Annotated in this window: 25 protein-coding genes; 19 read left to right on the forward strand and 6 right to left on the reverse strand. The window is 58.7% G+C overall.

What is annotated here, in order from left to right; translation table 11 throughout:
• Window position 1: 1 nt before the first annotated feature.
• The 3 genes from HMPREF3044_RS02470 to HMPREF3044_RS02480 are packed head-to-tail and all read left to right on the forward strand — an operon-like array spanning window position 2 to window position 1313.
• Entirely contained in the window at window positions 2-652 is a 651-nt protein-coding gene (locus HMPREF3044_RS02470; protein WP_005395565.1) for an IMPACT family protein, read from the forward strand.
• Window positions 653-673: 21 nt separating this feature from the next.
• Complete coding sequence (locus tag HMPREF3044_RS02475; RefSeq protein ID WP_005389523.1) at window positions 674-907, forward strand: hypothetical protein; 234 nt, start codon at window positions 674-676, stop codon at window positions 905-907.
• A 7-nt stretch (window positions 908-914) separates the two neighbouring features.
• Window positions 915-1313 (forward strand): RNA-binding S4 domain-containing protein, encoded by a 399-nt coding sequence (locus HMPREF3044_RS02480; RefSeq protein WP_005389526.1) that lies wholly within the window; start codon window positions 915-917, stop codon window positions 1311-1313.
• Window positions 1314-1446: 133 nt separating this feature from the next.
• Here the strand turns inward: HMPREF3044_RS02480 and HMPREF3044_RS13530 are convergent, their stop codons facing one another.
• From HMPREF3044_RS13530 to HMPREF3044_RS02505, 6 genes are all read right to left on the reverse strand, one after another.
• A complete protein-coding gene (locus HMPREF3044_RS13530) occupies window positions 1447-1581 on the reverse strand; it encodes a hypothetical protein (protein ID WP_005389528.1) in 135 nt (44 codons plus the stop codon).
• 102 nt (window positions 1582-1683) lie between these two features.
• The gene (locus tag HMPREF3044_RS02485; RefSeq protein ID WP_005389530.1) at window positions 1684-2691 is read right to left on the reverse strand and encodes a GTP pyrophosphokinase; all 1008 of its coding nucleotides are present in this window, start codon (window positions 2689-2691) and stop codon (window positions 1684-1686) included.
• Complete coding sequence (gene treY, locus HMPREF3044_RS02490; protein WP_005395566.1) at window positions 2684-5191, reverse strand: malto-oligosyltrehalose synthase; 2508 nt, start codon at window positions 5189-5191, stop codon at window positions 2684-2686. The genes HMPREF3044_RS02485 and treY overlap by 8 nt, the downstream gene beginning before the upstream one ends.
• Window positions 5192-6229: 1038 nt before the next feature.
• Window positions 6230-7579 (reverse strand): exonuclease domain-containing protein, encoded by a 1350-nt coding sequence (locus HMPREF3044_RS02495; protein WP_005395568.1) that lies wholly within the window; start codon window positions 7577-7579, stop codon window positions 6230-6232.
• Window positions 7580-7816: 237 nt separating this feature from the next.
• Window positions 7817-10018: a glycogen debranching protein GlgX gene (glgX, locus tag HMPREF3044_RS02500; RefSeq protein ID WP_040428810.1), complete on the reverse strand. Its 2202-nt coding sequence runs from the start codon at window positions 10016-10018 to the stop codon at window positions 7817-7819.
• An 819-nt stretch (window positions 10019-10837) separates the two neighbouring features.
• Window positions 10838-11413, reverse strand: coding sequence for a TetR family transcriptional regulator (locus tag HMPREF3044_RS02505; RefSeq protein WP_005389538.1), 576 nt, complete (start codon window positions 11411-11413; stop codon window positions 10838-10840).
• Between the two features lie 774 nt (window positions 11414-12187).
• On the opposite strand from HMPREF3044_RS02505, the gene HMPREF3044_RS02510 reads away from it, so the two are divergent.
• The 16 genes from HMPREF3044_RS02510 to pyk all read left to right on the forward strand — a co-directional run bounded on the left by HMPREF3044_RS02510 (window position 12188) and on the right by pyk (window position 26841).
• Entirely contained in the window at window positions 12188-12841 is a 654-nt protein-coding gene (locus tag HMPREF3044_RS02510; RefSeq protein WP_005395570.1) for an RAD23 family protein, read from the forward strand.
• An 18-nt stretch (window positions 12842-12859) separates the two neighbouring features.
• On the forward strand, window positions 12860-13372 hold the full coding sequence (locus tag HMPREF3044_RS02515) for a hypothetical protein (RefSeq protein WP_070739137.1): 513 nt from the start codon (window positions 12860-12862) through the stop codon (window positions 13370-13372).
• Between the two features lie 134 nt (window positions 13373-13506).
• On the forward strand, window positions 13507-14808 hold the full coding sequence (gene hisD, locus HMPREF3044_RS02520; protein ID WP_070739218.1) for a histidinol dehydrogenase: 1302 nt from the start codon (window positions 13507-13509) through the stop codon (window positions 14806-14808).
• Complete coding sequence (locus tag HMPREF3044_RS02525; RefSeq protein ID WP_070739139.1) at window positions 14805-15878, forward strand: histidinol-phosphate transaminase; 1074 nt, start codon at window positions 14805-14807, stop codon at window positions 15876-15878. Before hisD ends, HMPREF3044_RS02525 begins: the two co-directional genes overlap by 4 nt.
• Window positions 15871-16521, forward strand: coding sequence for an imidazoleglycerol-phosphate dehydratase HisB (gene hisB / locus HMPREF3044_RS02530; protein WP_005389547.1), 651 nt, complete (start codon window positions 15871-15873; stop codon window positions 16519-16521). Before HMPREF3044_RS02525 ends, hisB begins: the two co-directional genes overlap by 8 nt.
• A 3-nt stretch (window positions 16522-16524) precedes the next feature.
• A complete protein-coding gene (locus HMPREF3044_RS13040) occupies window positions 16525-16689 on the forward strand; it encodes a hypothetical protein (RefSeq protein WP_155806360.1) in 165 nt (54 codons plus the stop codon).
• 141 nt (window positions 16690-16830) lie between these two features.
• Complete coding sequence (locus HMPREF3044_RS02535; protein ID WP_070739221.1) at window positions 16831-18030, forward strand: HNH endonuclease signature motif containing protein; 1200 nt, start codon at window positions 16831-16833, stop codon at window positions 18028-18030.
• Between the two features lie 124 nt (window positions 18031-18154).
• Window positions 18155-19471 carry an MFS transporter gene (locus tag HMPREF3044_RS02540; protein WP_070739141.1) on the forward strand — a complete coding sequence of 439 codons (1317 nt, stop codon included), beginning with the start codon at window positions 18155-18157 and terminating at the stop codon, window positions 19469-19471.
• 7 nt (window positions 19472-19478) lie between these two features.
• Complete coding sequence (gene hisH / locus HMPREF3044_RS02545) at window positions 19479-20111, forward strand: imidazole glycerol phosphate synthase subunit HisH (RefSeq protein ID WP_005389554.1); 633 nt, start codon at window positions 19479-19481, stop codon at window positions 20109-20111.
• 14 nt (window positions 20112-20125) lie between these two features.
• Window positions 20126-20851 (forward strand): bifunctional 1-(5-phosphoribosyl)-5-((5-phosphoribosylamino)methylideneamino)imidazole-4-carboxamide isomerase/phosphoribosylanthranilate isomerase PriA, encoded by a 726-nt coding sequence (gene priA, locus HMPREF3044_RS02550; RefSeq protein ID WP_005389555.1) that lies wholly within the window; start codon window positions 20126-20128, stop codon window positions 20849-20851.
• Between the two features lie 8 nt (window positions 20852-20859).
• Window positions 20860-21687 (forward strand): inositol monophosphatase family protein, encoded by an 828-nt coding sequence (locus HMPREF3044_RS02555; protein ID WP_070739143.1) that lies wholly within the window; start codon window positions 20860-20862, stop codon window positions 21685-21687.
• Between the two features lie 2 nt (window positions 21688-21689).
• Window positions 21690-22787: an imidazole glycerol phosphate synthase subunit HisF gene (gene hisF / locus HMPREF3044_RS02560; RefSeq protein WP_005389557.1), complete on the forward strand. Its 1098-nt coding sequence runs from the start codon at window positions 21690-21692 to the stop codon at window positions 22785-22787.
• A gap of 6 nt (window positions 22788-22793) precedes the next feature.
• A complete protein-coding gene (locus HMPREF3044_RS02565) occupies window positions 22794-23435 on the forward strand; it encodes a TIGR02234 family membrane protein (RefSeq protein WP_081446507.1) in 642 nt (213 codons plus the stop codon).
• A 119-nt stretch (window positions 23436-23554) separates the two neighbouring features.
• On the forward strand, window positions 23555-24364 hold the full coding sequence (locus HMPREF3044_RS02570; protein ID WP_201841797.1) for an indole-3-glycerol phosphate synthase TrpC: 810 nt from the start codon (window positions 23555-23557) through the stop codon (window positions 24362-24364).
• A 45-nt stretch (window positions 24365-24409) separates the two neighbouring features.
• On the forward strand, window positions 24410-25285 hold the full coding sequence (gene lgt / locus HMPREF3044_RS02575; RefSeq protein ID WP_210400513.1) for a prolipoprotein diacylglyceryl transferase: 876 nt from the start codon (window positions 24410-24412) through the stop codon (window positions 25283-25285).
• A 134-nt stretch (window positions 25286-25419) separates the two neighbouring features.
• Entirely contained in the window at window positions 25420-26841 is a 1422-nt protein-coding gene (gene pyk, locus HMPREF3044_RS02580; protein WP_141759626.1) for a pyruvate kinase, read from the forward strand.
• Window positions 26842-26864 lie beyond the last annotated feature (23 nt).

The raw sequence follows: 26864 nt of genomic DNA on the forward strand, positions 1-26864 counted from the left end.
CATGCATGCCGATGCCGAATACCTCCTACCGGATGCCACCGCCTCCGTCGTAGCCGAGCTGGAGATTAAACGGTCCCGTTTTATTTCGCACGTCGGGCGCGTTCAATCAGAAGAGGAAGCGCGCCAGTTCATTGGCAACATCAGGACGCAGTACCCCGATGCGCGGCACCACTGTAGCGCTTATTATTACCACGTCGACGGGTCAAACCCCGTGGAGCGTTCATCGGATGACGGCGAACCGTCGGGCACAGCCGGCAAGCCGATTCTCGATGTCCTTACCGGATCCGGCCTGCAGGATATCGCCTGTGTCGTAGTTCGCTATTTCGGTGGAATCAAGCTCGGCACGGGCGGTCTCGTTCGCGCCTATTCCGATGCCACAACGGCAGCGCTGAAACTGGTGCGCCCCGTGAAACGCTCCCTTCGGCAGCTGGCGACGGTCAGATTTTCTCATGCTGATGCCGGCCGCTACGAGGCCGATCTGCGCGCGCGGGGTTATCACATTTCCGATGTTCGCTACGGCTCCGACGTACTGATGACACTGGCTATTAAGCCGAGTGAGCAGGATGACCTGCACGCCTTTATACAGTCCTTAACTAAAGGGGACTGCGAGCCAGATTTTGGCGCTACCATGTGGGTGGAACTGCCAGCGTAAGCACGTTTACAATAAGGCACTATGAGCATGCAACGTTATCCTCAGAACCCTATTGAGCGCCGTAAGCAGGCCGTTCGCCGTTACTCCAAGAACGGAGTACTCGGTGTATCCGGAGGTGTGATCGGCGGGCTTGCGCTGTGGGCACTGACGGAGGAATTCTCCCTGATGGTGATCGGTTTGGTCGTTGCCGTTGTGATTGGTGTGTACAGCTGGACCAAGGTGCGGTCCATCGTCAATCACAAGGACAACTACTAGGACATCTATGAGTGACATCGCGCTGGGGAACCCCAGTGACTCTGTGCGCATTGATCAGTATGTGTGGGCGGTACGGCTATACAAGACCCGGTCTGCAGCATCTGATGCCTGTAAGGCTGGGCACGTCAAACTCAACGGGGAGGCGGTGAAGCCCTCCGAAAAAGTTGTGGCAGGTGATCGGATCCGCGCGTGGGTGGCGCACCGGGAACATATCATCGAGGTTGTACAGCCGATTAAGAAGCGCGTGGGCGCACAGGTGGCTCGTGCAGCCTACCGCGACCACACACCGCCCCCGCCACCCAAGGAAATCCTTGCTTCAATGCCACGCCGGGATCGGGGAGCTGGCCGCCCGACAAAGAAGGATCGGCGTGCGTTGGATAAGCTTCGTGGCCGTTCGGCCCGCTAATTTCCCTGCACGCGTTTTAATCAAAAACATGCCACAGGTGAATACCTGTGGCATGTTTACTACGGCTTGTAATACGATGCCGGTGTAGCTCGTCGATCCTGTTTTTGCTTTTCGACGACTAAAACGACGGTTTTTACTTACTGGAGCCGGCTGTGCCCCACTCTGCCGGCGGAAAATCGATACCCAGCGGGCGGAAGAAGTCCGCGATGGCGAGAGCCCAGACGTGGAGGAAATCGAGCAGCTCAGGGAAGTTCGAAAGAGAAGACAAGAAAACGTTCCTTTCATTGGGTTTTAACCGGTAATGCGTTATAGCTTAACCTTTGCGCGCTCGCATCTCAACGGTGGCGTGCGGGTGCCGTCTGACGAAGCATCATTCGGCCTCATGCTTGCGACGATGTGCCTCCAGCTTGCGTAGCCTGCGTTGTAGACGAGAGGGGCGTCTCTCTGCGCGGTAGCCGGTATTGCCCGTGCGGGCGATGTGGGAGGCACCGAAGCGGGCGAGAAGAAGATCGTCGACAAGCCGAACCTGGCTTGGAACATACTGGTACTGAAGCGCATCCAGAACCTGAGAAACGTCCTCGGGGCCGGCGATGGCCTCTACATCAGCGACAGTGCGAATACCATTAGCTGTCAGAATTTCCTCCAACCAGGGGTAAACCTCTGACTTCGAGCGGGGGAACTTGTCACCGAGGAGGAGAGTGAGCACGTGTGGCAGGTTCCCATCCGTGAGCGGAACGTTACCGGCTACCGGATGCGAATCAGCGCGAATATGCGCGATCTGGTCAAATTGCTGATCCGCGAGCTCAATGAGGCCGGCGGCGAGGGTAAACGAGCGATCAATTGCGGGGTCTGCACCTGTGCCTGCACCCTTGTAGCGGATATCGTGTTCGAACTCCGCCCAAGCGTGCTGCAGGATGGTACGGAGCTGGACTTCGAAGACAAGACCCGAATAGGCTTCCAGATCCTCCGTCTGCGGGGTGACTTTGACGATGAGGTGGTGGGAGCCATACCCGAAGCCGCCAGAAATGCGCGTCTCGGCGGCTTTGTCCACACTACGCAGGACAGTGAACATCCGCTCGAGGGTCTCGATCACGCGAGGGATTTCTGTGGAATGGTAGGTGATGATGCGTGCGCCCACGACATCGCTGATCTGCTCCCACGGCTTGAGGTACAGCAGGTTCCCATCACTGTCGTACTTCGTCGCTTTGGCAGCAAAGGACCGCCACGACTTGATTCGTGTGTCTACACGGTCGTAGGCAATACCCGCGTCGGAGACGCTATCTTCCAGCGCGAACCGAATATCGCTCTCCAACGTGGGATGACTGGCGACAAACGAATCGTACTCATTTTCCAGTCGGTTGAGGTCAGGCTTATTCATCGGCGGTGTTTCTAATCAGAAGGGCGGTGGGGAAATAATTTAACAGGCCGTCGACGGCGACGGTTCCAGACACCGTACGGCCGGTCAACACCTCCGTCCACGTGCCCTCGGGGACAGTCAGAGTGGTATCGCCCCAACCACCGCGTGCCATGAGCCGGAACGGTGTGCGTGTAGCGACGGCAATCACATCCACGCGGTCGGGGCGGGGGCCTCGACCCAGTCCAATGAGATTATCCTCTGCCTCGCCTTCCGCAAAAACAGCCTGGTAGTCGCTTCCCACGAAGTCGTTGGCGTAGTGGGAGCGGACGTGGAGCGCCGCTGCCACCACTACCTGCTTTGCCTCGTTGTAGCGATCGAGGAGATGTGCGTAGGGAACATCGTCGTCCCGGTGTGCCGACTCGTTAGCAACTACGTCACCGACGGTAAAGGAACTTTCCTCCTCACCGCGCAAAACCCGCAAAGTTTTCTCCAGCGAGGCACGACGGGCCTCGTAATCAACGAAGCGACGGTTGTCGGGGTCCACGAGAGAATCAACGAAATATTCCTCACCCTGGTAAATATCGGGAATTCCCGGAGCGATGAGCTGCAGGAGCTTGCGTCCCAAGCCGATGAGAGTGGCAGCGTGGGCGAGCGGTCCAACGAACTGCGTGATGCGCTCGGAAACCGGCCCGTGCAAGAGAGCCTTCACCCAGTGCAGGGTGCGCTCTTCAAACTCTGCATCTTGCTCTGTCCACGTCGTGTATAAACCAGCCTCTCGGATGGCCTTTGTCGTGTACGCCAGCATGCGCTTCTCATAGTCGTCCGTAATGACTCCGTCCACGGGCCACGTCCCCAGGAGATTTTGCAGCAGGAAATGCCCCGTTGCACCGTCCGGTGGGGGAGTGATGGAGGTGATCTCGTCGACAACCTCCGAGAAGTCACCAGGGCAATCGGCGAGCTCAATGATACGGGCTCGCACATCCTCGCCGCGCTTCGTATCGTGCGTGGATAACGTGGTCATGGTCTTCGGCCACAGACGTGCGCGCTCCTGCTGGAGGAGGTGAAACTCCGCCGCGGATACTCCGAAGCGTCCAGGCGCACCACCGACTTCGTTGAGTGCAACAAGCCGTGAGGAGCGGTAGAAGGTCGTATCTTCTACGCCCTTCGCCATGACAGCACCACACACCTGCGCGAAACGGGTAAATGCCTCACCACCGGAGATCAGCGCGGCGACGATGAGATCAAGCGTGGCGCGCCGGGATGGGAAGCGGCGAGAAAGATCTGCTGCCACGGTAGCAGTGACGCGAGTCAGCGATACATAGTCTGCGCGGTAGACAGGCATGGAGGCAACCAGCTGTTCAATCGTGGAGATAAGCTGCGTCTCCGTGACTGCGGATCCTGCGGTGGAGAAGTTATCGCGCCGGATAGCGCGCGCCAAGCGACGCACTTCAGCGGCGAGCTCCGAATGGGCAACATCCTTCTTTAGCACGTACTCGGTCGAACTGATTGCCTGCTCATCCCACGTGGATCCCGTGTGTTTGAGAGCCAACATAGACAGTGTGTTTTCGGAACTTCGAGCCACGAAAACCCCATCGAGCTCGCGCAACGCGTCGTAGCCAGTGGTTCCGTCTACCTTCAGGCGGGGGTCGAGAGCCTCATCGACAGCGAGGATCTTCTCAATCACTAACCAGCGGTCAGGTCCGACAACCTCGCGGAGCCGAGAGAGGTAGCCAAAGGGATCCGTGAGACCATCTGGATGATCAACCCGGAGGCCGTCGATAAGATCCTCTGCGACGAGTTCGCGGATGACGCGGTGGGAGTGCTCGAAAACGAGAGGATCTTCCTGCTTCAACCCTGCAAGCGAGTTAACCGAGAAGAAGCGTCTGTAGCTGATCACCCCGTCTCGCCAGTACATGAGTTTGTATGCCTGTCTGTCGTGGACCTGCTCCGGTGTGTCCGCAGAATCTGGATCATAGGTTCCCTCGGCAATGGGGAACAACTGATCGTAATAGTTGAGAACCGGTTCGCCCTCATACTCGGTGATCGTCAGCTTGTCTTCATCGCCAGGGCGGCCGAGAATAGGGAGCCCGAGCTTGCCACCGGCACCGTTATCTTCGTGCCAGTCGATATCGAAGTACCCCTCGAAGTGCGAGTCCTTGCCTTTCTTGAGCACGTCCCACCACCACGGGTTCTGCTCCGCATGTGCAACACCGACGTGGTTGGGAACGACATCGATAATCAAGCCCAGCCCTTTTTCTCGGGCAGCCCGGGAGAGCGCGACAAACCCTTCCTTTCCGCCGAGCTCGGGGTTTATCTCGGTGGGATCGATGACATCGTATCCGTGATTGGATTCTGGCACGGCAGTAAGGATCGGGGACAGGAAGAGGTGGCTGACACCGAGGTCTTTCAGGTAATCGAGGATCTCGATGGCATTGTAGAAGTCAAACGAGCGCCCGTGCGGATCTGCCTTGGGGCCGCGTAACTGTAGTCGGTATGTAGCTGTGATTGGTGTGGAAACCATGGAATTGCGTCACCCTTTCTCACATGTATAGGTCACTATTCTAGTGGCCCACACATCACACCGGGTTAGTGAAAGCTCTTGATATTAAAAGATATTCTCTATCGTTTGAGGTGAGAGACTGCTAATTCGCGCTCTCGCCTCGGTTGTCGCGCGCGTGGACAGTGCTCGGCGCGAACGTTTGCGGGGCTTTTGCACACTGATCTCCTTCATCCACCCGTCTCGGATGGTAAACGACTTCTCGGATATCTGGGAGGACGAGGCCCGGAAGATGGCTGAAACAACGGGGCCCAGAGACGGCGCGGAAGATGCGGTTGTGACAATAAGGGAGCCTTCTGCAGGAGCGAAATAGATGAAAAAACGCCCGCCAAGTTCCCTTTCGCAGTAGGAAGCAAGGTGGTGCGCTGTTTCCGGGTGAGTTAGCCAGCTTGTTGCGTGTGTCTCGAATGTGCTGAGCAGAACCGCATCTGTACCCAAAGGCGCGTGAGGGAGTGGGATCGAACGAAAAGGTGAGCGCTCATCTGCGCGTGAACGGTGCAAGAGACGCCCTGTTGCGTACTGCCACACTACTGTGAGCGGAGTAAGTAGAGCGTGCTCGTCGCCTTCACATAGCGTTCGTGGCAACTCAATCCCTGCGTGGGCCGGTTGGGGGCCCTGATGGTTAGCGGCGGTGACAATTGGGTCGGTGCAAAAACCAACGTGGAACTCATTGGTGAGAGTCAACGTAGCCGGAATCGACGTAGCGTCACCTTCGTGGATAGGAGTCCGCGCCCAGTCCGAGGTTCGCAGCATGGGAAGCATCCTGCGTACGGATGTGGGGGAGAAGACCGTAGGAGTGGGTGATTCAGACGGTGAGGTGAGGAGTGCATTCACTGTGACAAGGCTCGTTTCCGCCCCGCGCGACGGCAGTTTTCGGGGCCTGCACCTACGTACACGAAAAGTGAAAGTAGGTGCAGGCCGACAGAGCAGTGATGTGTCGGGGCCTAAAGTGCATCACGTACTCCTCTTACTTAGACGTGGTGACGCACGGCAATGGTTCCCCTAAAATGGCGGTTCGTTCTCCTGCGCGATAGCATCGGCATCGATGCCGAGTACTATGAACAACTTTTCTTTAGACCAGATAGCGATATCTTGGCCTTGTTCCTTCAGCTCCTCGGCCCTTTTCTGCTTCGATGTTTTCTTCGTCCACGCGCCGACAGCGCAGATGGTGGTTTTCTTCGTTACGTTCTTGCCGATGGTAGCGCCTTGATCGGCAATTTTGGACCACAACGTCCCCTTATCCAGGGGCTCAAAGTCTCCCGTGAGCGTAACGTTTTGCCCGTACAACAAGCCGTCGGGGTTAGCTTCTGTATTCGGCTCCGGGATCTTCTCCGGAGTAGATACCGCCGACCACGGTACGCCCCCGCTGCGCCGAGAGGATGTGCGTTTGTATCTGCCGTTTCCTGCCGCCTCTCTGGCACGATCCGGGGAAGATGACCTGTCGTGGCGAATCTTCTGCACGGAGCGAATACGACCTTCGTTTCTTATCTTTCCCATCGTGAACCCCGTTGACGCGATGAATTCGGGGAATGAGCCAGTGAACCCGTCAATGCTTGCCAGTGAGGTGATGATCCGAGCACAAGCTTCAGCGTCATCTGCAGCGCAGTGGTGGTGTTCGAGGGCGATGCCCAGACCTCGGCACACATCGGGCAGGCGATTCGTGGCAAAGCCGAGATCGCGGGACCGGGAAAGCGCCAGGCTGCAGCCGAACTCGTTCGGTGCCGCAGCACAGTGCGATGCGTGGCAGGCGCGTGCGAGGGCTGTGAAATCAAATTGCGCATTGTGGGATACCATGGGGAGCTCTCCCGTGAACTCCTTCACCAGTTCGTACCGCTGGGCAAAACTCGGCTCCCCTTCGATGTCCTCCGGCCGGATGCCGTGAATCGCAATGTTCTCGTCGAGGAAATCCTCCATTCCCGGTGGTGGTGTGCAGCGCCAGGTTGCTTGCTCTTCTACCAGGCCATTGAGAACCTTGGTGACACCGATTTCGATAATCGACCCCCAGTCATCGTTGGCTGTCTCCACATCGATAGCGACAAAATCCAATCCGGGGATTGGGGTGGACTCGCCAACCGGATCATCGCCGACACGAACGCGCGCCACGTCCGCGACGAATTGCTGCAGGGCTGCGGTTTGTGACCGCTGGAAACGGAGGGTGACGGAAGCACCGCTCGTGCGGGTGAGTGTCACCGAGCCGAGCGAATACGGGGTCGGCTCAATGGTTGCCACGTCAGTAATATCTGCGGCGGGGAGGGTGGTTTCCCCAGCATTTAGGCTCGTGAGGAGGGGAGAGTAGTAGATGTTAATGGTTCCATCCGCTATCGCCACCGTAGCTCCATGTGCAGTGAGCACTGTCCTTTGCCCCTTCTGTTGCCGTTGTGTGCGCGTCTCGCGCGCTGATTTATTCCCCTATTTTACCGCCCAGAGGAACATGCGTTTTTCTCGCTTCGAACAAGCATCGTGTACAGCAATGACCCCGACGGTTAACGAAATAACTGCATTTCACTAACAGTCGAGGTCATTGTAGGCCCTACGGTCATTGGCGGACTAACCGTTCATGGCGGTGGTGAATGCTCTTTTTGCTCCCACTTAGCCTTCGTAGCCCTTCACGGATCCGCCACCCTTCGGGGCACCGGACACCGGAGGATCGTTCTGCACGGCGACGATGGTGGAGCGGGCAGGAATCATGACCTTCTCACCAGCGGTCAGGATAACACCACTTTCTACATCGCCACGGGGCTCAGTCGTATCGATGAGAACCTTCCAGGAGGCACCGTAGGTGGCGACCGGAATCGTGAATTCTACGTCGGTATGTGCCGCGTTGAAGCACAAGAGGAAGGAGTCATCCTCCACCTTGTTGCCGCGGGCATCAGGTTCGGCGATCTCCTGGCCATTGAGGAATACCATGAGGGCTTTACCGAAATAGAAGTCCCAGTCCGCTTGGTCCATGAGTTTGCCGTCTGTGGCGAGCCATGCGATATCGCGGTGTGCGGACTCATCACCAAGGGGGCCACCCGCGAAGAACTGGCGACGCCGGAACACCGGGTGGTCCTTGCGCAGTTGGATGAGACGCTTCGTGAACTGGAACAGATCCTGGTTTTCCTCGTGCTTGGACCAGTCCAGCCAGGAGATCTCGTTGTCCTGGCAGTAAACGTTATTGTTGCCAAACTGCGTGCGACCTAGCTCGTCGCCGTGGCTGATCATCGGCGTGCCTTGGCTTACCAGGAGCGTGGTGAGGAAGTTGCGGCGCTGTTGTGCCCGGAGGGCGTTGATCTCTGGATCGTCTGTTGGTCCTTCGACACCGCAGTTCCAGCTCCGGTTGTGGCTCTCACCGTCGCGACCACCTTCGCCATTGGCTTCATTGTGTTTCTCGTTATAGGAGACGAGGTCGTTCAATGTGAAGCCATCGTGCGCAGTAACAAAGTTGATAGAGGCCGTAGGGCGACGGTTGTTGTTCGAGTACAGATCCGATGATCCCGTCAGGCGAGATGCAAACTCGCCGAGAGTCGCAGGCTCCCCGCGCCAAAAGTCGCGGACAGTATCGCGGTACTTGCCGTTCCATTCCGTCCACAGGGGCGGGAAATTTCCTACCTGGTAGCCGCCTTCGCCGACGTCCCAGGGTTCGGCGATGAGCTTCACTCGCGAGACGACGGGGTCCTGCTGGACGAGGTCGAAGAAGCTGGATAGCCGGTCAACGTCGTGGAGCTCACGTGCGAGAGTGGACGCGAGGTCGAAGCGGAAGCCGTCGACGTGCATTTCCGTTACCCAATAGCGGAGGCTATCCATGATGAGCTGCAGGGAATGGGGATGGCGGACGTTGAGGGAGTTTCCTGTGCCCGTGTAGTCCATGTAGTGCTGCGGATCGCCGTCGACAAGGCGGTAGTACGCGGCGTTGTCGATGCCTCTGAAGGCAATCGTCGGACCCATGTGGTTGCCCTCTGCCGTGTGGTTATACACCACGTCAAGGATGATCTCGATTCCTGCCTCGTGGTAGGCGCGAACCATTCCTTTGAACTCGCTTACCGCGTCACCGGGACGAGTAGAGGCAGAGTAATCCTGCTGTGGGGCGAAGAATCCGAGAGTGTTGTAGCCCCAATAGTTCCTCAAGCCCAGTTCGCGGAGGCGATCGTCCTGGAAAAATTGGTGGATGGGCATGAGCTCGAGAGCGGTGATTCCCAGATTCTGGAGGTACTCAATAATTGCTGGGTGGGCTAGCCCTGCGTACGTTCCGCGGATGTTCTCTGGGATATCAGGGTGGGTCATCGTGAGACCCTTGACGTGGCCCTCGTAGATGACTGATTCGTTGTACGGAATCTTCGGGGCCTTGTCGTCTCCCCAGTCAAAAAACGGATTAACAACGACTGACTTCATCGTATGGCCGAGGGAGTCTTCCGTGTTGCGACCTTCCGGGCGATCGGGGTTCGTGATGTCGTAGGAGAACAGGGACGGGTCACCATCGTAATCGCCGTCGAATGCGCGGGAGTACGGGTCGACGAGCAACTTGTTTGGGTCGCAGCGGTGGCCGTTGGCGGGATCATAGGGTCCATGAACGCGGTAGCCGTAGCGTTGTCCCGGCTGGATACCCGGGAGGTAAGCGTGCCAAATGTTGGCATCAACCTCAGTAAGCTCGACCCGTGTCTCATTGTTTTCGCTGTCGAGCAAGCACAGTTCTACTTTGTCTGCAATGTCGCTGAACAGTGCGAAATTGGTGCCTGCGCCGTCGTATGTCGAACCGAGAGGGTACGACTGGCCGGGCCAGATTTCCATAGAAGGCTGATTTGCTTCACTCATAATGCGCCAGTTTATCGTCTATTTTTCGCAACTGTGAGTTGACAGCACGGACCAGAAAGCAACTATCGAGAGAAAGTTATGTTTGCCTTAAAAAACAGTGCACTACCTGTGGATTAGCTTGACGTGAGACAGGTAGCAGAAATCTGTACTCATTTCCTCGCGACGCTTCATGAAGTACCAGGTAGTCCACCATGTTGAACAATGTATGGAGGTATCCCTTTGGTTGTGATGAGTGCTTCGCTTCCGTGGGGTGGCCTCACTCACGCGCGTGGGCAATCCCGTAATCCATGTCAAGTGTGTGAATGGACACACCGCCGATTGTGCGGATCCTGTAAACAAGATAATCCGGTTGTGTACGTCTAAATGAAGACAAAACTCACTGGTGCTCAACGCCCACTGGCGTTGGAAACCTACTGGCGTTGGAAACTAACTGGTGCTGGAAACTAACTGGTGCTGGAAACCCATTGGAGTGAGATCGGGCGCGAACGGAAGAATGGTGGTCGATGGGGGTGAAGCTAATGTGCGACGTAACTCATGTGGTGCGCATACCGGGCGGGATACTTAAAGGACTACGAGTGTGGTTTATATACGGCACCTTTCGTGGATCGCTCCAGCGTGCGACGGGGAAGCGGGCATGTTTCCCAATCCTTGCAGGAATTCGCGTGTAGAGCCCGGAGTCCTGAATTGTCGCTGAGCTTAGCGATGCGGAAACGACCATCTCAGCGATCGAGCAGTGCGGTGCCAGAAGCGTCCGTGGAGGCTCAGTCTCAAATCCCGTCCCGTTCACAGAGGGAGGAGTTTGAGAGGTGGTAGTACTTTCTACGAGGCCGAAATTCCGCGGAGAATTGTCTCCAGCCCTTCTTCGAACAGTCGGTTCGCTTCGGTTTCCTCTTCTTCTTGCAGGTCGGCAATCTTTGCAGCGACGCGAGCAGCGCCCTTATCGTGGCTCTCCTTAGTGGCCTTTGCGTCGAGGGCTAGGAGCTGAAGCTGGAACTGCTCGTACTGGACATGACCAAGCGTGAAGCTCAAGAGGGTGGAGGCGGCGGTTTCGCTCAATGACTCGTCGGGCATCCGAATGAGGCGAATGAGATCCTCCCGGACTAGCCCTGAGTTGTTGGCCGCTGCGACGACCTCGCAGCCATCGCGGAACTGCAGCATTGCTCGCCGAAGTTCACGGAGCATATCCGCAGTGGTGTCTTGGTCGGTGTCAACGTAATCGATGATTGCATGTCCGATAAGGGCGATGAGCTCCTGCTTGTTTTTCACATGCCAGTAAATGGAACCCGGCGCAGAGTTAAGCTTGCCTGCGATCCTTCGGATAGTCATATCCGCTAGACCGTATGTATCCAGAATTTCCAGCCCGGCTGCAATAATTTTATCTCTGTCCAAGTGCACGTTAGGCAATTGTAGTGGAAACTGTTGTGTTGGGGCATGAGGGCGTGGAGAGATTTTCCACTCCCTCCACGTAGACGTTTGCAAAATGTCTTTAACCAGAGAATTTATTGCAAAAAGTTCCTCTATCTTGCCGGACTATTTCCCCCATTTTTCTGTCTCGCCCTCCCCTCCACCGCTATGATCTCGTTCCTTTATTTTTCGTTGTGAACTTTTCCCTCTACTGGGGCAGGCTAGGCGGTCGTCGCGCAGCGCGGTCTGGGTGGCACCCCCATGCTCATCGTGCGCCTACCCTTCTTACACTTTGTAGTGCCTACCCATCTAGCGCCCATCTAATACATCTAGCACTTTTCGAGTTCGCCAGTTAATGGGGCGGGGAGAATACGAGACGGAGAAGGTTGGGATGTAGAGGCTGGCAAAAAGATGTCTGTGGCGTAAAGCTTGCCGGGGAGGGTGAGGGTTGCCTGCGGGGAATCCGTGAAGTCCCGTAAAAGCTCATTGGATCTGTAACAGCGGAAACAGTGCGGTGATAATGTAAGTGAAAGATTGGAAAGTCTGCTACCGTGCCATCTGGTAAGTGACCACGTCTGACCGTATGTAATCAAGCGGAACCGTTCGTTACCGCCCTGGTTCTAGGTTTTTTACGGATCTGAAGGCGATGCCGGGTAACTGGCAGCGTCCTTTCGCACGCCGTAACCGCGCGAATGTGGGGAAGACGGTGTATCTTGGAAAAACACGGTGACACGACCATAAAGTTATAAGGAGACGAAAAACATCGTGAAAATTAGTGCAGGTTCGAAGAAGTTTATCGCCCTGGCAATGGCAGCCACCGTTGCTCTTAGCGCCTCTGCATGCAGCAAGGAAAACAAGGATAAGGCTGCAGATCAGGTGACGGAGACCAACGTGTCCACCCGCACGACGCAGGTGACCGCAGCGCCGGAGGAGACTTCGAGCTCCGCTGCGCCGTCTCCAACGACGAAATCTGAGGCTCCCGAAACTCTCGTAGAGGAGCAGGGTGCTCAACCTGAGATAGCGCCACTGCCGCAGGTTCCGGCTCCTGAGGTTCTCGCCCCCGTTGAGGGTGAACCTGCAAGTGCGGAGGACGCTCAGGCGATTGCGGACCTCGTCCAGTCTGTGACCTGGGCACCGACGCTGCGCGCCTTCATGGGCAACTTCCTTGAGAACACGTGTCAGCGAGTGATTGAGCAGGCCGGTGGCCAGGGTGCCGTTGACCTGTCTCAGGTTCCGGAGATCCCGCTTGAGCAGATCCCGCAGTACCAGGAGACCCGCTCCACCATTGATGCCGTCGAGGACATCACCGTCAACGGCAACGAGGCTTCCGCATGGGTGACGACGACATCGCAGGGTAACACCCAGTCCGGCACGATGAAGTTCCTACGCGAGGACGGCCGCTGGAAGATGTGTAACTAGAAGCTAAACTTGTAGGCCATGACTGCAACAATCATGGCCCCCGCACTAACCCCACGCAGGATTGTCGGTGATATGTCCGGCATCGTCGCCGTGAGCCTCGTCCTTTCGGGCATCCTCGGCGCTGCGTGGGGTTTCTTCTCACCAAAGGCCACTGTAGAGACTCTCGGGGATGGGACGTTTATACCGCCGGCGGATTACGGTGCCCACGATTTCCCCGTTTACGTTGCCTACCTCGTCATTGTCACCCTGGGTGGCGTGGCGATCGGCGCGACAATGAGTCGGGTAAGCATGAAGGTGAGTGGCCAGCTTGTCGCTGTTGTTGTGGCTCTCGTTGCGGCACTGACTGTTGTGGCGGCGGGGCACTCAGTTGCGTACCTGCTTACCGATAGCGAAGGGCTGATGGGGCCGGAGGGGTCGGTGGTGACGGTGCGCAGCGCCGTCGAGGTCGGTGCTGCATTCCTGTGGGCTCCGCTTGCTGCAGCGATAACGTGGCTGTACGGTGCGTACACGGCCAGCACCCGCGCCGAATAAAAGTCTTACATGTAAGAAACATTGTTTTGACGTGGTGAAACGAGGATAATAGGCGGTTACACCCTTTTATCTCACGGTAAGGAGTCACCATGTCCACCACACCGTCTACAGCGGCCCCAGCTGCGGCATCGACAATGTTACGCACGATCGATATCTCCGCTCATTCCTACTCAGACCGAGAGTTGAGGCGGATCGTCCCCCGTAGCCACCAGTCTGTAGATAGCATGCTGGACACGGTGCGACCGATCGTCGAGAAGCTGAAAGAAGAGGGAGCGAGCGCGGCGCTGGCCTACAGCGAAAAATTCGACGGCATCCGACCGCCACACCTCCGCGTGCCCACAGAGGTGTGTGACGAGGCCGCCGCAGCACTTGATCCCGAATTGAAGAAGGCCCTCACCACGGCTATTACGCGCGTGCGGGCCGTCCACGAGGCGCAGAAACCGGCGGATGTCGAGGTCACGCTTGCCCCCGGTGCCACCGTGACACAAAAATTCATCCCCATTTCACGCGTCGGGTTGTATGTTCCTGGCGGTAACGCCGTGTATCCCTCCTCGGTGATCATGAACGTTGTTCCCGCCCAGGCAGCCGGTGTGACCTCCCTCGTTGTCGCCTCCCCGCCGCAGAAAGAAAACGGGGGCTACCCGCACCCCACGGTGCTCGCTGTCTGTTCCCTCCTGGGGGTGGACGAAGTGTGGGCCGTCGGTGGCGCCCAAGCCATCGGTCTGCTGGCCTATGGTGACGAGGGCTACGAGCCCGTCGATTTGATTACCGGCCCCGGCAACATTTTCGTCACCGCAGCCAAGCGACTCGTGCGCACCGTCGTCGGCATCGATGCGGAGGCAGGCCCAACCGAGATTGCGATCCTCGCCGATTCCACGGCTGATCCCACTCACGTTGCCTACGACCTCATTTCGCAGGCGGAACACGATGTTCTGGCCTCCTCGGTGCTCATCACCGATTCGGCGGAGCTCGCACGCGCCGTCGACGCAAAGGTTGCCGAACTCTACACCGTTACCCTCAACGCCGACCGGGTCGCTCAGGCACTCACCGGCGAGCAGTCCGCCATCGTCCTCACCTCCGGGCTTGACCAGTCGGTCGCCGTTGCCAACGCCTACGCCGCCGAGCACCTCGAGGTTCACACCCGCGACGCGGCGGCTGTTGCTGCTCGCATCACCAACGCCGGTGCTATCTTCGTCGGTCCGCACGCCCCGGTTCCCCTGGGGGACTACGCCGCAGGCTCGAATCACGTTCTGCCCACGTCCGGGTCTGCTCGCTACAGCTCTGGCTTGTCGACGCTCACCTTCCTCAAACACGTCGACATCATCGACTACGACGCCGCAGCACTCGAGGAGATCGCCGACGATGTCATCCGCCTGTCCCAAGAAGAACGCCTGCCCGCCCACGGCGAGGCCATCACCGCACGGAGGACCAAATGATTGAGCTCCCCATCCGCGAGGACCTAAAAGGCAAAAGCCCGTACGGTGCCCCGCAGTTGAACACGCCTGTCCGCCTCAACACCAATGAGAACCCCTATCCACCAAGCGACGACCTCGCCCGCGAGATAGGGGAGGAGGCCGCCCGTCTAGCCGTCACCCTTAACCGCTACCCAGATCGTGATGCCGTTCAGCTGCGTACAGACCTCGCGGCCTACGCATCCCGCGACACCGGCGTGCCCGTCACCCACGACAACGTATGGGCCGCCAACGGCTCCAACGAGGTGTTACAGCAGCTCCTCTTAGCCTTCGGTGGCCCGGGGCGCACAGCGATGGGCTTTACGCCCAGCTATTCCATGCACCCGCTGCTCGCCGCCGGCACGTTCACCGAGTTCATCTCCGTGCCGCGCGACGACGCTTTCGCCATCGACGAGGATGCCGCCCTCGCGGCCATCGCAGAGCACCAGCCGGACATCGTCTTCGTCACCACTCCGAACAACCCGACGGGCAACTCCACCCCGCTCGCCACGATCCGCGCCATCGTTGAGGCGGCACCAGGAATCGTCATCGTCGACGAAGCCTACGCCGAGTTCTCCACCGCGCCGTCGGCTGCGGTTCTTATTGGGGAGTTCCCGGGAAAGCTCGTCGTGAGCCGCACTATGAGCAAAGCCTTCGACTTCGCCGGTGGGCGACTCGGCTATTTCATCGCCCACCCGGCGTTTATCGATGCCGTCATGCTCGTCCGCCTGCCGTACCACCTGTCCACCCTCACCCAGGCGGCAGCCCGCGTGGCGCTGGCGCACGCGGAGGAAACGCTGGCAAGCGTCGACAAGCTCAAAAAAGATCGGGATGCGCTCGCCGACGATCTGACAAAGCTCGGCTACCGCGTCATCGACTCCGATGCCAACTTCCTCATGATCTCCCACCCGAACGCCGCCTGGCAGGACTTCCTCGACGAGGGCGTACTCATCCGCGACAACGGCATTGACGGCTACCTCCGCGTCACCATCGGCACACCAGAGGAAAATTCGAGGTTTCTCGCCGTCGCCACTAAGGTAAGTGCACATGCCTGACATGTCCTTCTCCACGCGCGAGCGGCCTGACAACGCCGCCGCTAAAGACCGCATCGCCCGCGTCGAACGAGCAACCAAGGAAACGACCATCGCCGTCGAAATAAACCTCGACGGCTCCGGCAAGAGCGACATCCAAACTGGCGTCCCCTTCTTCGATCACATGCTCCAAGCATTCGCCAACCACTCGCTCATCGATGTCAGCATCCACGCCTCCGGCGACACCGAGATCGACTGCCACCACACCGTCGAAGACACCGCCATCGTCCTCGGCCAAGCCATCAACGATGCACTCGGCGACAAACGCGGCATAACCCGCTTCGGCTCCGCCTCCGTGCCCATGGATGAAACGCTCTGCGAAGCCGTCGTCGACCTGTCCGGCCGCCCCTACTTCGTCATGCGCGGCGAACCCGACAACATCCTCACCTCCATCATCGGCGGACACTACGCGACAGTCATCAACCAGCACTTCTTCGAAACACTGTCCTACCACGCCCGCATCAACCTCCACCTCATCTGCCACCACGGCCGCGACCCCCACCACATCACCGAAGCCGAATTCAAAGCCGTCGCCCGCGCCATCCGCGCCGCCGCCACCAAGGACCCCCGCCAAGCCGGCGTGCCGTCCACCAAGGGAGCGCTGTAGCCCGTGGGACACTGGTTCGTCTACCTCATGTTCCTCATCGCCGGCCTCCTCGTCGGCGGTGCCTGGTCCATGTACAAAAACGGCTCCCTCAAGGGAACCATCGTGGTGGGGATTTTGGCGGCGGGGGCGCTGGCGCTTGCCCTCATGAGCTACAGCACCGCCCAATAACAACTTTTCCACAGCCGTCTCGACGAAACGACCTGCGAAAACTATGCGACGGTGGCCGGGGTTTTCCGGGCGAGGAAAAGTTATCCACAGAATCGTCGCGTACCCGTGCCATGGGTCGTGTGTGCACGTACCGTGTGCACCATGACAGCTTTAACGGACTACGCACGCCTCACGCGCGGACTCGATCTCCTGCGCGACGTGTACGAGATCGACCGCCGACACCCCAACTCGGTCGAGCTCGTCTCCGCTGCTGCCCACGTTTTCGAAAGCACCGCCTCCGCCTGGCTCACCGCCGCCCGCTCCTGGTTCGGCTCCGGCAACGACGATGCCCTCGCCGAGGCTGAGAGCCTCCCACTAGATACACTTATCGCCATTTCCCGCGCCATCTACAAAGCCGCCCCCGAGCTGCGCGAGGAACTTCGGACCGAGCTCGCCCGCAGTGCCCACGGGAAAACACCCGAAGCTGTGAGGGCACACGCCAAGCAGAAGCTGAAGGAAGCCGTCACCGCCAAGGTCACCAACACCATGACCATCTCCCACGAGGCGGATGTTATGGGCATGAAGCACGCCCACCTCCGCCTCCGGGAAGCACAGATGAACGAGCTTCAGGCCCGCGCGCTGGCGGTCACCTCTCTCAACCGCAACGAGCCGGTCGCCGTCCGGCTTGCCGACGGACTCCTCAAGCTCTTATCCGGTACCTCACCCGACTACAGTGACCACTTCAATCGGTCCCTCACCCCGGCCATCATGCTCACCATCGATGACTCCACCTACGTCGGCGACGGCAAGTTCGCCACCACCGACGGACAAATCATCGATGCCAAGGACTTTTGCGACTACACCCTCGCCCCCTACGGGTTTGTCTGCATCTACGACTCCACCGGCCACATCGGTGTCGAATACGAACTGCGCAACGAGCGCTTCGCCTCCGGCCACCTTCGCAACGCCGTCACCCTAGACCAAATCTTCTGCGCCCACCCCGGCTGCCACGAACTCGCCCAATACGGGCAGTTCCACCACACCATCGCCGTTGCCGATGGTGGCGTGGCCACCTCCGACACCATCATCCCCTTATGCAAGCCACACAACGCGCAAAACGACGACCATAAGGAACGAAACAAGAACGGCTGGCACGGCCGCCACCCAATAACAGGAGAAGCCGGCTACAACCCGCCTGGTAGCGAGGAGTGGTTCTACAACGGGCACCCATCCACCGCGTACAGCGGTAGGGCCATCCACCTGAGACATCGAAAGATGCGGGAGGACAAGCGTCGAAAAGCGAAGAGAAAGCGGAGACGAGCAACACCGTACACGCGTAGGCGAGGACGGCGCTGGCTGTAATCGCAGCGCATGCCATACCCCTCCGGGGACGGAGGGGCTATTGGCATGCCCTAAATGGCCATTATCCGGTTTGAGTGCTTGAATGTGGTGGAGGATTGAAACTGAAGGCAGAAAGGCGTGATACATGTCCAATAAGAAGGACGAGATTTCAAGTGTCTGGGAAGCGCCTGGATTCATAGCAGCCCTCATCGCCATCGCCAGCGCCTTCGGCGGGTGGGCCATGCTCTTGCCCGTGGTGCCCTATGCCGTACTTCGCGACGGCGGATCTGCCTCCCTCGCCGGCGCAACAACCGGCGTATTCATGGGGTTCACCGTCTGTACCCAGATGATCACGCCAAAATTCACAAGGCGATTCGGTTATTCCCCCGTCCTCGTATGCGCCGCCTTTTTGCTCGGCATCCCCGCCCTTGGCCATATTGCCAGCGTGAAAGCGATCCCCGTGCTCACAGTCAGCGCCATCCGCGGCATCGGATTCGGTGCTCTGTGCGTAGCGGAGTCGGCTCTCATTGCCGAGCTCGTTCCCGTTCGCTTTTTGGGGAAGGCTACCGCGCTTCTGGGCGTCTCGGTGGGACTGTCCCAGTGCATCCTCCTTCCCGCAGGTCTCACCGTTTCCGAGGCTGTGGGAACCACGCCGGTGTACATTTTCACCGCAGTCGTTTCCTTGATGTCGGCGCTCATGTGCCTGCGCATTCCGCGGTTGAGGCCACAAGCTGCTCCACGCAATAAGTCCCGTTTCACTGAAGACGGCCGATACTTGGCACCGACGTGGAAACTCGTGCTAGTTCCAGCTCTGTGCATCTGCACTGCGGCAATTGCTTACGGCGCAATCTCGTCTTTCCTTCCCAACGCCGTGAAAGAATCGATGCCGGCCCATGGAGCTCTTATTGGGGGTGCGCTTCTCGCCGCCGTCGGCTTCGCCCAAATGATATCCCGCTACTTCGCAGGCGTCGTCGCCGATAAGAGGGGAGTCCCCGGTGCGACGATGATTCCGGCTCAGATCCTGGTTCTTATTGGGGTGGTTTTGCTTGCCGTCACCCTCACCGGCGCCCTGCCCTGGCCGTGGCTTTTCGTCTGCGTGCTGGTGTATGGCCTGGGGTACGGCGCGATCCAGAATGAGTCGATGTTGGACATGTTTACGCGGTTGCCGCGTTCGAAGTTGTCGGAGGCGAGTGCGTTGTGGAATATGTCGTTTGATTCTGGCACGGGGCTGGGGAGCCTCTTATTGGGGTTTGTTGTCGCGTCCTCTGGGTACGTGGGTGCATTTTCGACGGCGGCGGTGATTGTCGCTGTGGCACTTTCGTTGAAGATTGGGGATACGATTATGGGTAATCATCGGATTGTGGAGTATGACAATACGGCTGTGCGGATGCGTCAGTTGGCGCGTTTGGGTAAGCGTGTGGCTGGTCGTGCTCCGGTGTTTTCTCGTCGTCGGAAGAAGTAGGTGTGTGATGGTGCGGCCATCGGTTGCGATTGTTGATTACGGTGCGGGCAATTTGTTTTCGGCCGCGCGCGCTTTGGAGGAGGTGGGTGCGTCTGTTTCGGTGACGGATCGTCCCAGCTTGTCGACGGATGGCGTGCTCATTCCCGGCGTTGGTGCCTTCGCGTCCGCGATGGAGGGACTGCGGTCTGTGTCTGCGGCGCGGATGGTGGAGGAGCGTCTGGCCGGTGGGCGTTCGGTGTTGGGGATCTGCTTGGGGTTGCAGGTGATGTTTGATAGTGGCGTGGAAAATGACGTGACGACGCGTGGTCTGGTCCAGTGGCCGGGCACGGTGGAGTCGTTGGGGGTGACGCCACTGCCACATATGGGGTGGAACACGGTGGAACGTGATGCGTCGTCGCGGATGTTCGCGGGTATCTCCCCCAATGAGAGGTTTTACTTTGTGCACTCCTACGGCGTGTTGGAGGACAACTTCGATCGGACCCCGCCGTTTTCTGCACCTCTTATTGGGTGGACGGAGCACGCGGGCCGTCGGTTCATCTCCGCAGTGGAGGATGGCCCCCTGTGGGCGACGCAGTTTCACCCGGAGAAGTCCGGTCGTGCGGGGTTGCGTTTGTTGTCTAATTGGGTCGATTCGCTGTAGTAGGATCGGTTGGTATGCTGACGCTTTTTCCTGCTGTTGATATTCGTGGTGGTAAGGCTGTTCGTCTGTTTCAGGGCAATGCCGGGAGCGAGACGGTGTATGGTTCGCCACTGGAGGTGGCGGAGGCTCTTAGCGGGGCGGGGTGGCTCCACGTTGTCGATCTGGATGCGGCTTTTGGGGAGGGGGATAATCGCGCAGCCGTGCGGGATATCGTCGATCGTCTGGGTGTGAAGGTGGATCTTTCCGGTGGGCTGCGGGATACCGCTGCTGTTGAGGCTGCGTTTGCTGCTGGTGCGTCGCGTGTGAGTGTCGGCACAGCTGCGGTGTCTGATCCTGCGTGGGTGGGGGAGCTCGTTCGTCGGTTTGGTGACCAGGTTGCGGTTGATTTGGCCTGCCAGCTTGTCGACGATCAGTGGCGGGTGTCCACTCATGGGTGGGTGTCGGATGGTGGAGACCTGTGGGAAGTCCTGGAGGCGCTCGACTCTCAGGGGTGCCGGCGCTTCGTGGTTACCGATGTGTCTAAAGATGGCGCAATGACAGGCCCCAATGTGGAACTGCTGCGGGAGGTGGTTGCCGCCACGGATGCGACAGTGACAGCCTCCGGCGGTGTATCCACGCTTGCTGATTTGGAGAGCCTTGCCCGCTATGAGGACGAGGGGATCGATGGCGTGATTGTAGGAAAGGCTCTGGTAGAGGGAGCCTTCACTGTTGAAGACGCACTGCGAGCGCTCGAGAAATAAGTACCGCTATGGAGGTGCAGCGACTTGCTGATACGGCTGAGCAGCTCATCGTCAGCCAGTGGGATGACTTTATGGACGGTTACGGCAGGGCGACGGCACGCAGAAAACGCGATGGTTCGCCGGTAACGGACACAGACGAGAACATTGAATCTCGGCTGCATACGCTCTTGGAAAAAGAGACGGGAATCGCTGCGGTGGGGGAAGAGACCATCGGTTGTGTGAGCAGCAGGGGGGAAGAGGTTGCCCGCTTGCACGATGCTGTGGAGGGGCTTTGCTATTGGGTGGTGGATCCCATTGACGGCACGTCGAACTATCTGCGTGGTAATCCCTCGTGTGCGATACTCGGAGTTTTGATCTCCAATGAGAGGCCTCTTATTGGGGTGACCAGCTTACCCGCGTTTGAGACGACGATCACCAGTATTGTCGGCGAGGGTCTCACAGTCACTGTGCGAGGCGAACGTCGCTGCTTTCCGATGAGAAAATGGGGTGCAGACGACGGTGGTGAGGAATTAGTTGAGACCTTGGTGCCAGATTTTTTGGCCGACACGCGCCGCATCGTTTCGGGTCTTATTGAGCGTCCGCAGCCGCGGTTGCGTATTTCTGGATGCGTCGGTGCCAATCTGGGGCTTGTCGCAGCGGCGGGTGTGGGTACGACGGTATCCATGAGCCCGCATGTGTGGGACAACGGGGCCGGGGTGTGCCACCTCCTCGCGCGTGGTGCGTACGTGACAGACTTGCGAGGAAACCCGTGGTCGATCGGATCGGATGGGGTTATTGGGGGAGTGGAAGAAACAGTGAAGCAGCTGAGTGCGTCTTTGCGAAGGATTGGAAGGTAGCAATGAGTGTCGGTGTGAGAGTTATTCCGTGTCTCGATGTAAAAGACGGCCGTGTGGTGAAGGGGGTTAATTTTGCGGGCCTGCGTGATGCTGGCGACCCGGTTGAACTCGCCGCCAGGTACTTCCAAGAGGGGGCGGATGAGCTGACTTTTCTGGACGTGTCTGCGACGGTGCAGGGCCGGGAGACGATGCGCGATGTTGTCCGGAAAGTTGCGGGCTCCGTCTTCATCCCGCTCACCGTCGGTGGGGGTGTGCGCAGCGTGGACGATTGCGCGGAATTGCTTCGATGTGGGGCGGACAAGGTGAGCATCAATTCGGCTGCCGTTGCTGATCCGGGGTTAATCAATCAACTGGCTGAGCGGTTCGGTCGGCAGTGCGTTGTGTTGAGCCTCGATGCGCGTCGGACGGGAGAAGGAAACTTCGAGATCACCACCCACGGAGGCACCCGCGGGACCGGAATCGATGCAATTGGCTGGGCCCGGGATGCGGAGCGACGTGGCGCAGGTGAAATCCTCGTCAACTCGATGGATGCTGATGGCACGAAAGAAGGTTTTGACCTGGAATTGTTGCGTCTCATCAGAGAAGCTGTGTCTGTCCCTATTATCGCCTCCGGCGGTGCGGGAAAGGCCGATCACTTCCCGCCTGCGGTGGAAACTGGTGCGGATGCGGTGCTTGCTGCCAGCATTTTCCATTACGGGGATGTATCCATTGGGGCGGTGAAGAGGGCGCTGACCCGAGCAGGCTATGCCACTCGTCCAATAAGAACTCTGCCGGAAGCGGTCGCTGCGAAGGTGCAGTTCAACGCGGATGGTCTCGTGCCTGCGGTTGTCCAGGCTGATAGCGGTGAGGTGCTCATGCTCGCGTGGATGGATGATGTGGCGCTTGCTGCGACGATTGAGACCCGCCGGGCGACGTACTGGTCGCGTTCGCGGAGTGAATACTGGGTGAAGGGCGAAACCAGCGGCCACATTCAGGAAGTGGAGGGTGTGTGGCTGGACTGCGACGGAGACACCGTCCTTCTCCGTGTGAAGCAGACAGGGGCCGCGTGTCACACAGGTATGAGGACGTGCTTTGACGATTTTCCTGTCGCGCTACAGTAAAAGACCATGAATACCCGTTACGTCTGCCCCGCTGTCTTCGGACTTTCCGGTCTTGCCTCTTGGCTACTTGCGCGACTGCCGTGGATGCACGCGACAGTGAATGACGATAAGGCCGGAGATTCCGTTGAGGTGTTGAGCGGAGCCGCATGGGCGACGGAGCTGCAGATCGCCTCGTTTGCGCTGATCGCGTTTCTCCTCGTCGCCTTAGTTACCAAGTCCGCTGGTCGCCGCGTGACGGGGGTACTGGCGGCGCTGGCTGGTGCCGTGCTGGCGTATTCTCCGATCATGCTTCTCACTGCTGGTGCAGACAGCGACCGGGTGTGGAATATCCTCGCCACAGGTGCCGTGTCTGCTAAAGCCACGGACCCTGTGCGAATCAGCCAATGGGCGGAGATCACAGGTGTCGATGTATCAGCAATTGGGCCTGGATGCACGGTTGTTGCAGCAGCAGCTGCGATTGCAGCGGGTGTCATCCTGGCGATGCGTCCCGGTAAGGACACGAAAAAAGCGGACATGCTGGAAGCGACGGGTACACGGAGGCAGCAGCTGGAAAGCGACATTGAGGCGGCGCCTGATTCGGAGCGCGTCATGTGGGATGCTCTGGACGAAGGAATTGATTTAACAGGTAGAGACGAAGACCGGGGGTAGTCAACAGATATCGGTGGATTTCGTGCCGACCACCTCAGCGGGCTAATATTCTCGGCATGGCCACAGTTTTTGAGGAGCAGCACTACACGCGGTTACGCGTGCGGGCGGAGTGATGCATGATGGCCACGTTATTCGACAATATCCTTGAGGGCGTTATTGCTGATGTGGCTGCCCGCGAAGAGGTTGTGCCCTTCAAAGAGATCAAGCGTCTTTCGCGCAATGTTCCTCCTGCCCGCGATGTCCTTTCCGTACTACAAAAACCAGGCTGTTGCGTGATCGCGGAGATCAAACGCGCGGATCCGGTGACCAACCATGTTATGCCCGTAGCGGATCCTGCAGCTCTTGCTCGCTTGTGTGAGGAGTCGGGAGCATGCATCATTGGGTGCCAAACGGAGGGAAGGCGTTTTAACGGCAGCCTCGAGGATGTGCGCACGGTAAAAGAGAACGTCTCCGCACCGGTGTGGTGTAAATCTTTCATCGTCGACCCGTACCAGGTGCACGAGGCGAGATACTACGGTGCAGATCTCGTTGCTCTCCAAGTTGCTGCCCTCGAACAGGATCGCCTCGTGGCTTTGCTCGACCGGGTTCACTCATTGGGCATGGAAGCAATCGTCGAGGTGGCTTCGGAGGAAGAAGCCGACCGCGGTGTTACCGCCGGCGCCCGCATCATCGGCGTGGACGCTCGTGACATGCGTACGCGGACAATCGATCGGGGGCGTTTCCCGCTTATTGCACCCGGGTTGCCCAGTTCGGTGGTGAAAGTGGCGTTATCAGGGGTGTCCACGCCTGTGGATCTGATGCGCTACGCGGGTGCGGGTGCCGACGCCGTTGTTGTGGGTGAGGCACTGTCGCGTTCGACTACACCGGATAGACTGTGCCGGTCGCTTGTGGCAGCCGGTATGCACCCGGCGTGCCCCTCGGCCCGTTAGGGTACATTGTTGTGGGTAGTAATCTCACAAGTGAAAGGTGCCTGCGTGTCCGAAACTATCCTTGCCACCATTCCCTCTCCACCCCAAGGGGTGTGGTTTATCGGCCCGCTTCCGATTAGGGCGTACGCGCTGTGCATCATCACGGGTGTCGTTGTTGCGCTGTGGTTGTCAACGAAGCGCTACGTTGCCCGGGGTGGTGATGCTGATGTGGTGATGGACGCAGCCGTAGTCGCTGTGCCGGCAGGTCTTATTGGGGGGCGCTTGTACCACGTTGCCACCGACTACGATTCTTACTTCTGTTCCACCTGTAACCCGGTGGAGGCCCTATACGTGTGGCAGGGGGGATTGGGCATCATGGGTGCCGTGATCCTTGGTGTTCTGGCCGTGTGGGTGATGATGCGCAGCAAAGGACTGCCAATTGCGCCACTGGCTGATGCTGTCGCGCCGGGACTCGTCTTGGCGCAGGCGATTGGTCGCTTCGGGAATTATTTCAACCAGGAGTTGTATGGTCGCCCGACGGATGTTCCGTGGGGTTTGGAGATTTACTATCGCGTTAACGAGGCCGGGGAGTTTGCCCCCGTGACCGGCCATTCGACCGGAGAAATCATGAGTGTCGTGCATCCGACGTTTTTGTATGAGGCGCTGTGGAATGTGGCGGTTTGTGTCTTTCTCATTTGGGCGGACAAGAAGTTCCAGATGGGGCGTGGTCGTGTGTTTGGTTTGTACGTCGCGTCGTATATGCTGGGTCGCTTCATGATGGAACTCATGCGTGATGACGCGGCGACGATGGTCTGGGGTCTGCGGATCAACACCATTACTTCGACCGTATTTTTCCTGCTTGCCGTGTTGTTCCTGGTGGTGAAGAAGGGGCGAAGAGAAACACCTGCAGAGGTTGATCCGCGACCCTTAAAAGCAAACTAATACGTCGTTTTGTCCGTTTATGTTTGTTTATGTGGATTTTTTTCCTACGGTCTGACCTGCACGAATAGTGGGAGAGGTGGAAAAGTGACCGGTTTCATGTGGCCATTTTGTCATTTTTGACCTACCCTTTAGGCGTGCAAAGAAGAACTAAGATCGTGTGTACGCTCGGTCCCGCTGTTGCTTCCAAGGAAGGCATCAAGGGACTTGTTGAAGCTGGTATGAACGTCGCCAGGCTGAACTTCTCCCATGGCGATTACGAAGATCATGTAAAGAACTACAACTGGACCCGTGAGGCCGGTGACGAGACGGGCAAGGCTGTTGGCGTCCTCGCCGACCTCCAAGGCCCGAAGATTCGTCTCGGTCGCTTTATTGACGGTGCAACGGTGTGGAATGATGGCGAGATCGTCACCATCACTGTCGATGACGTGCAAGGCACGCACGACCGCGTGTCCACCACGTACAAGGGCCTGGCCAAGGACGCGAAGCCCGGCGACCGTCTGCTTGTCGACGACGGCAAAGTCGCCCTCGTCTGCAAGGAGGTCAAGGGCAACGATGTCGTGTGCGAGGTCGTCGAAGGTGGCCCCGTCTCCAACAACAAGGGTGTGTCCCTTCCTGGCATGAACATTTCTGTTCCTGCCCTGAGCGAGAAGGACATTCGCGACCTGCGTTTCGCCCTGAAACTCGGTGTTGACTTCATTGCTCTGTCGTTCGTGCGTTCCCCCGCCGATGTGGATCTCGTCCACAAGGTCATGGATGAGGAAGGCCGCCGCGTTCCGGTTATCGCAAAACTGGAAAAGCCCGAGGCCATTGATGCGCTCGAGTCCATTATTCTGGCGTTTGATGCCGTTATGATCGCCCGTGGCGACCTCGGCGTGGAGGTGCCTCTGGAGGAGGTGCCGCTCGTCCAGAAGCGCGCCATCCAGATCGCCCGCGAGAACGCTAAGCCCGTCATCGTGGCTACGCAGATGCTCGACTCCATGATTGAAAACTCCCGTCCGACTCGCGCCGAGGCCTCTGACGTGGCCAACGCCGTTCTCGACGGCGCGGATGCAGTCATGCTTTCCGGCGAGACTTCCGTCGGTGCTCACCCGCAGCTGACCGTTCAGACCATGGCGCGTATCGTGCGCTCCGCGGAGCTCGACGGCGTTGTTCCGCCGCTCAGCCACATCCCGCGCACGAAGCGTGGCGTTATCAGCTACTCCGCTCGCGATATCGCTGAGCGCCTCAACGCCAAGGCCCTCGTTGCCTTCACCACCTCTGGTGATACGGCCAAGCGCGTTGCTCGCCTGCACTCGCACCTGCCGCTTTTGGTCTTCACCCCGCACCCGGAGGTGCGCAGCCAGCTGGCTCTCACCTGGGGCTGCGAGACATTCCTCTGCCCGGAGGTCGAAACCACCGACGAGATGCTGGGTGAGGTGAACAAGGCCCTCCTGGCTATGGAAGAGTACAAGCGCGACGACATGATGGTTGTCGTCGCTGGTACCCCGCCCGGAGTGTCCGGTAACACGAACATGATTCACGTTCACCTGCTTGGCGAGACTCCGAGCACCAAGTAGAAAAATTCCCCCACAGCGGACGC

The sequence above is a fragment of the Corynebacterium sp. HMSC073D01 genome (assembly GCF_001815555.1).
Taxonomy (GTDB): domain Bacteria; phylum Actinomycetota; class Actinomycetes; order Mycobacteriales; family Mycobacteriaceae; genus Corynebacterium; species Corynebacterium glucuronolyticum.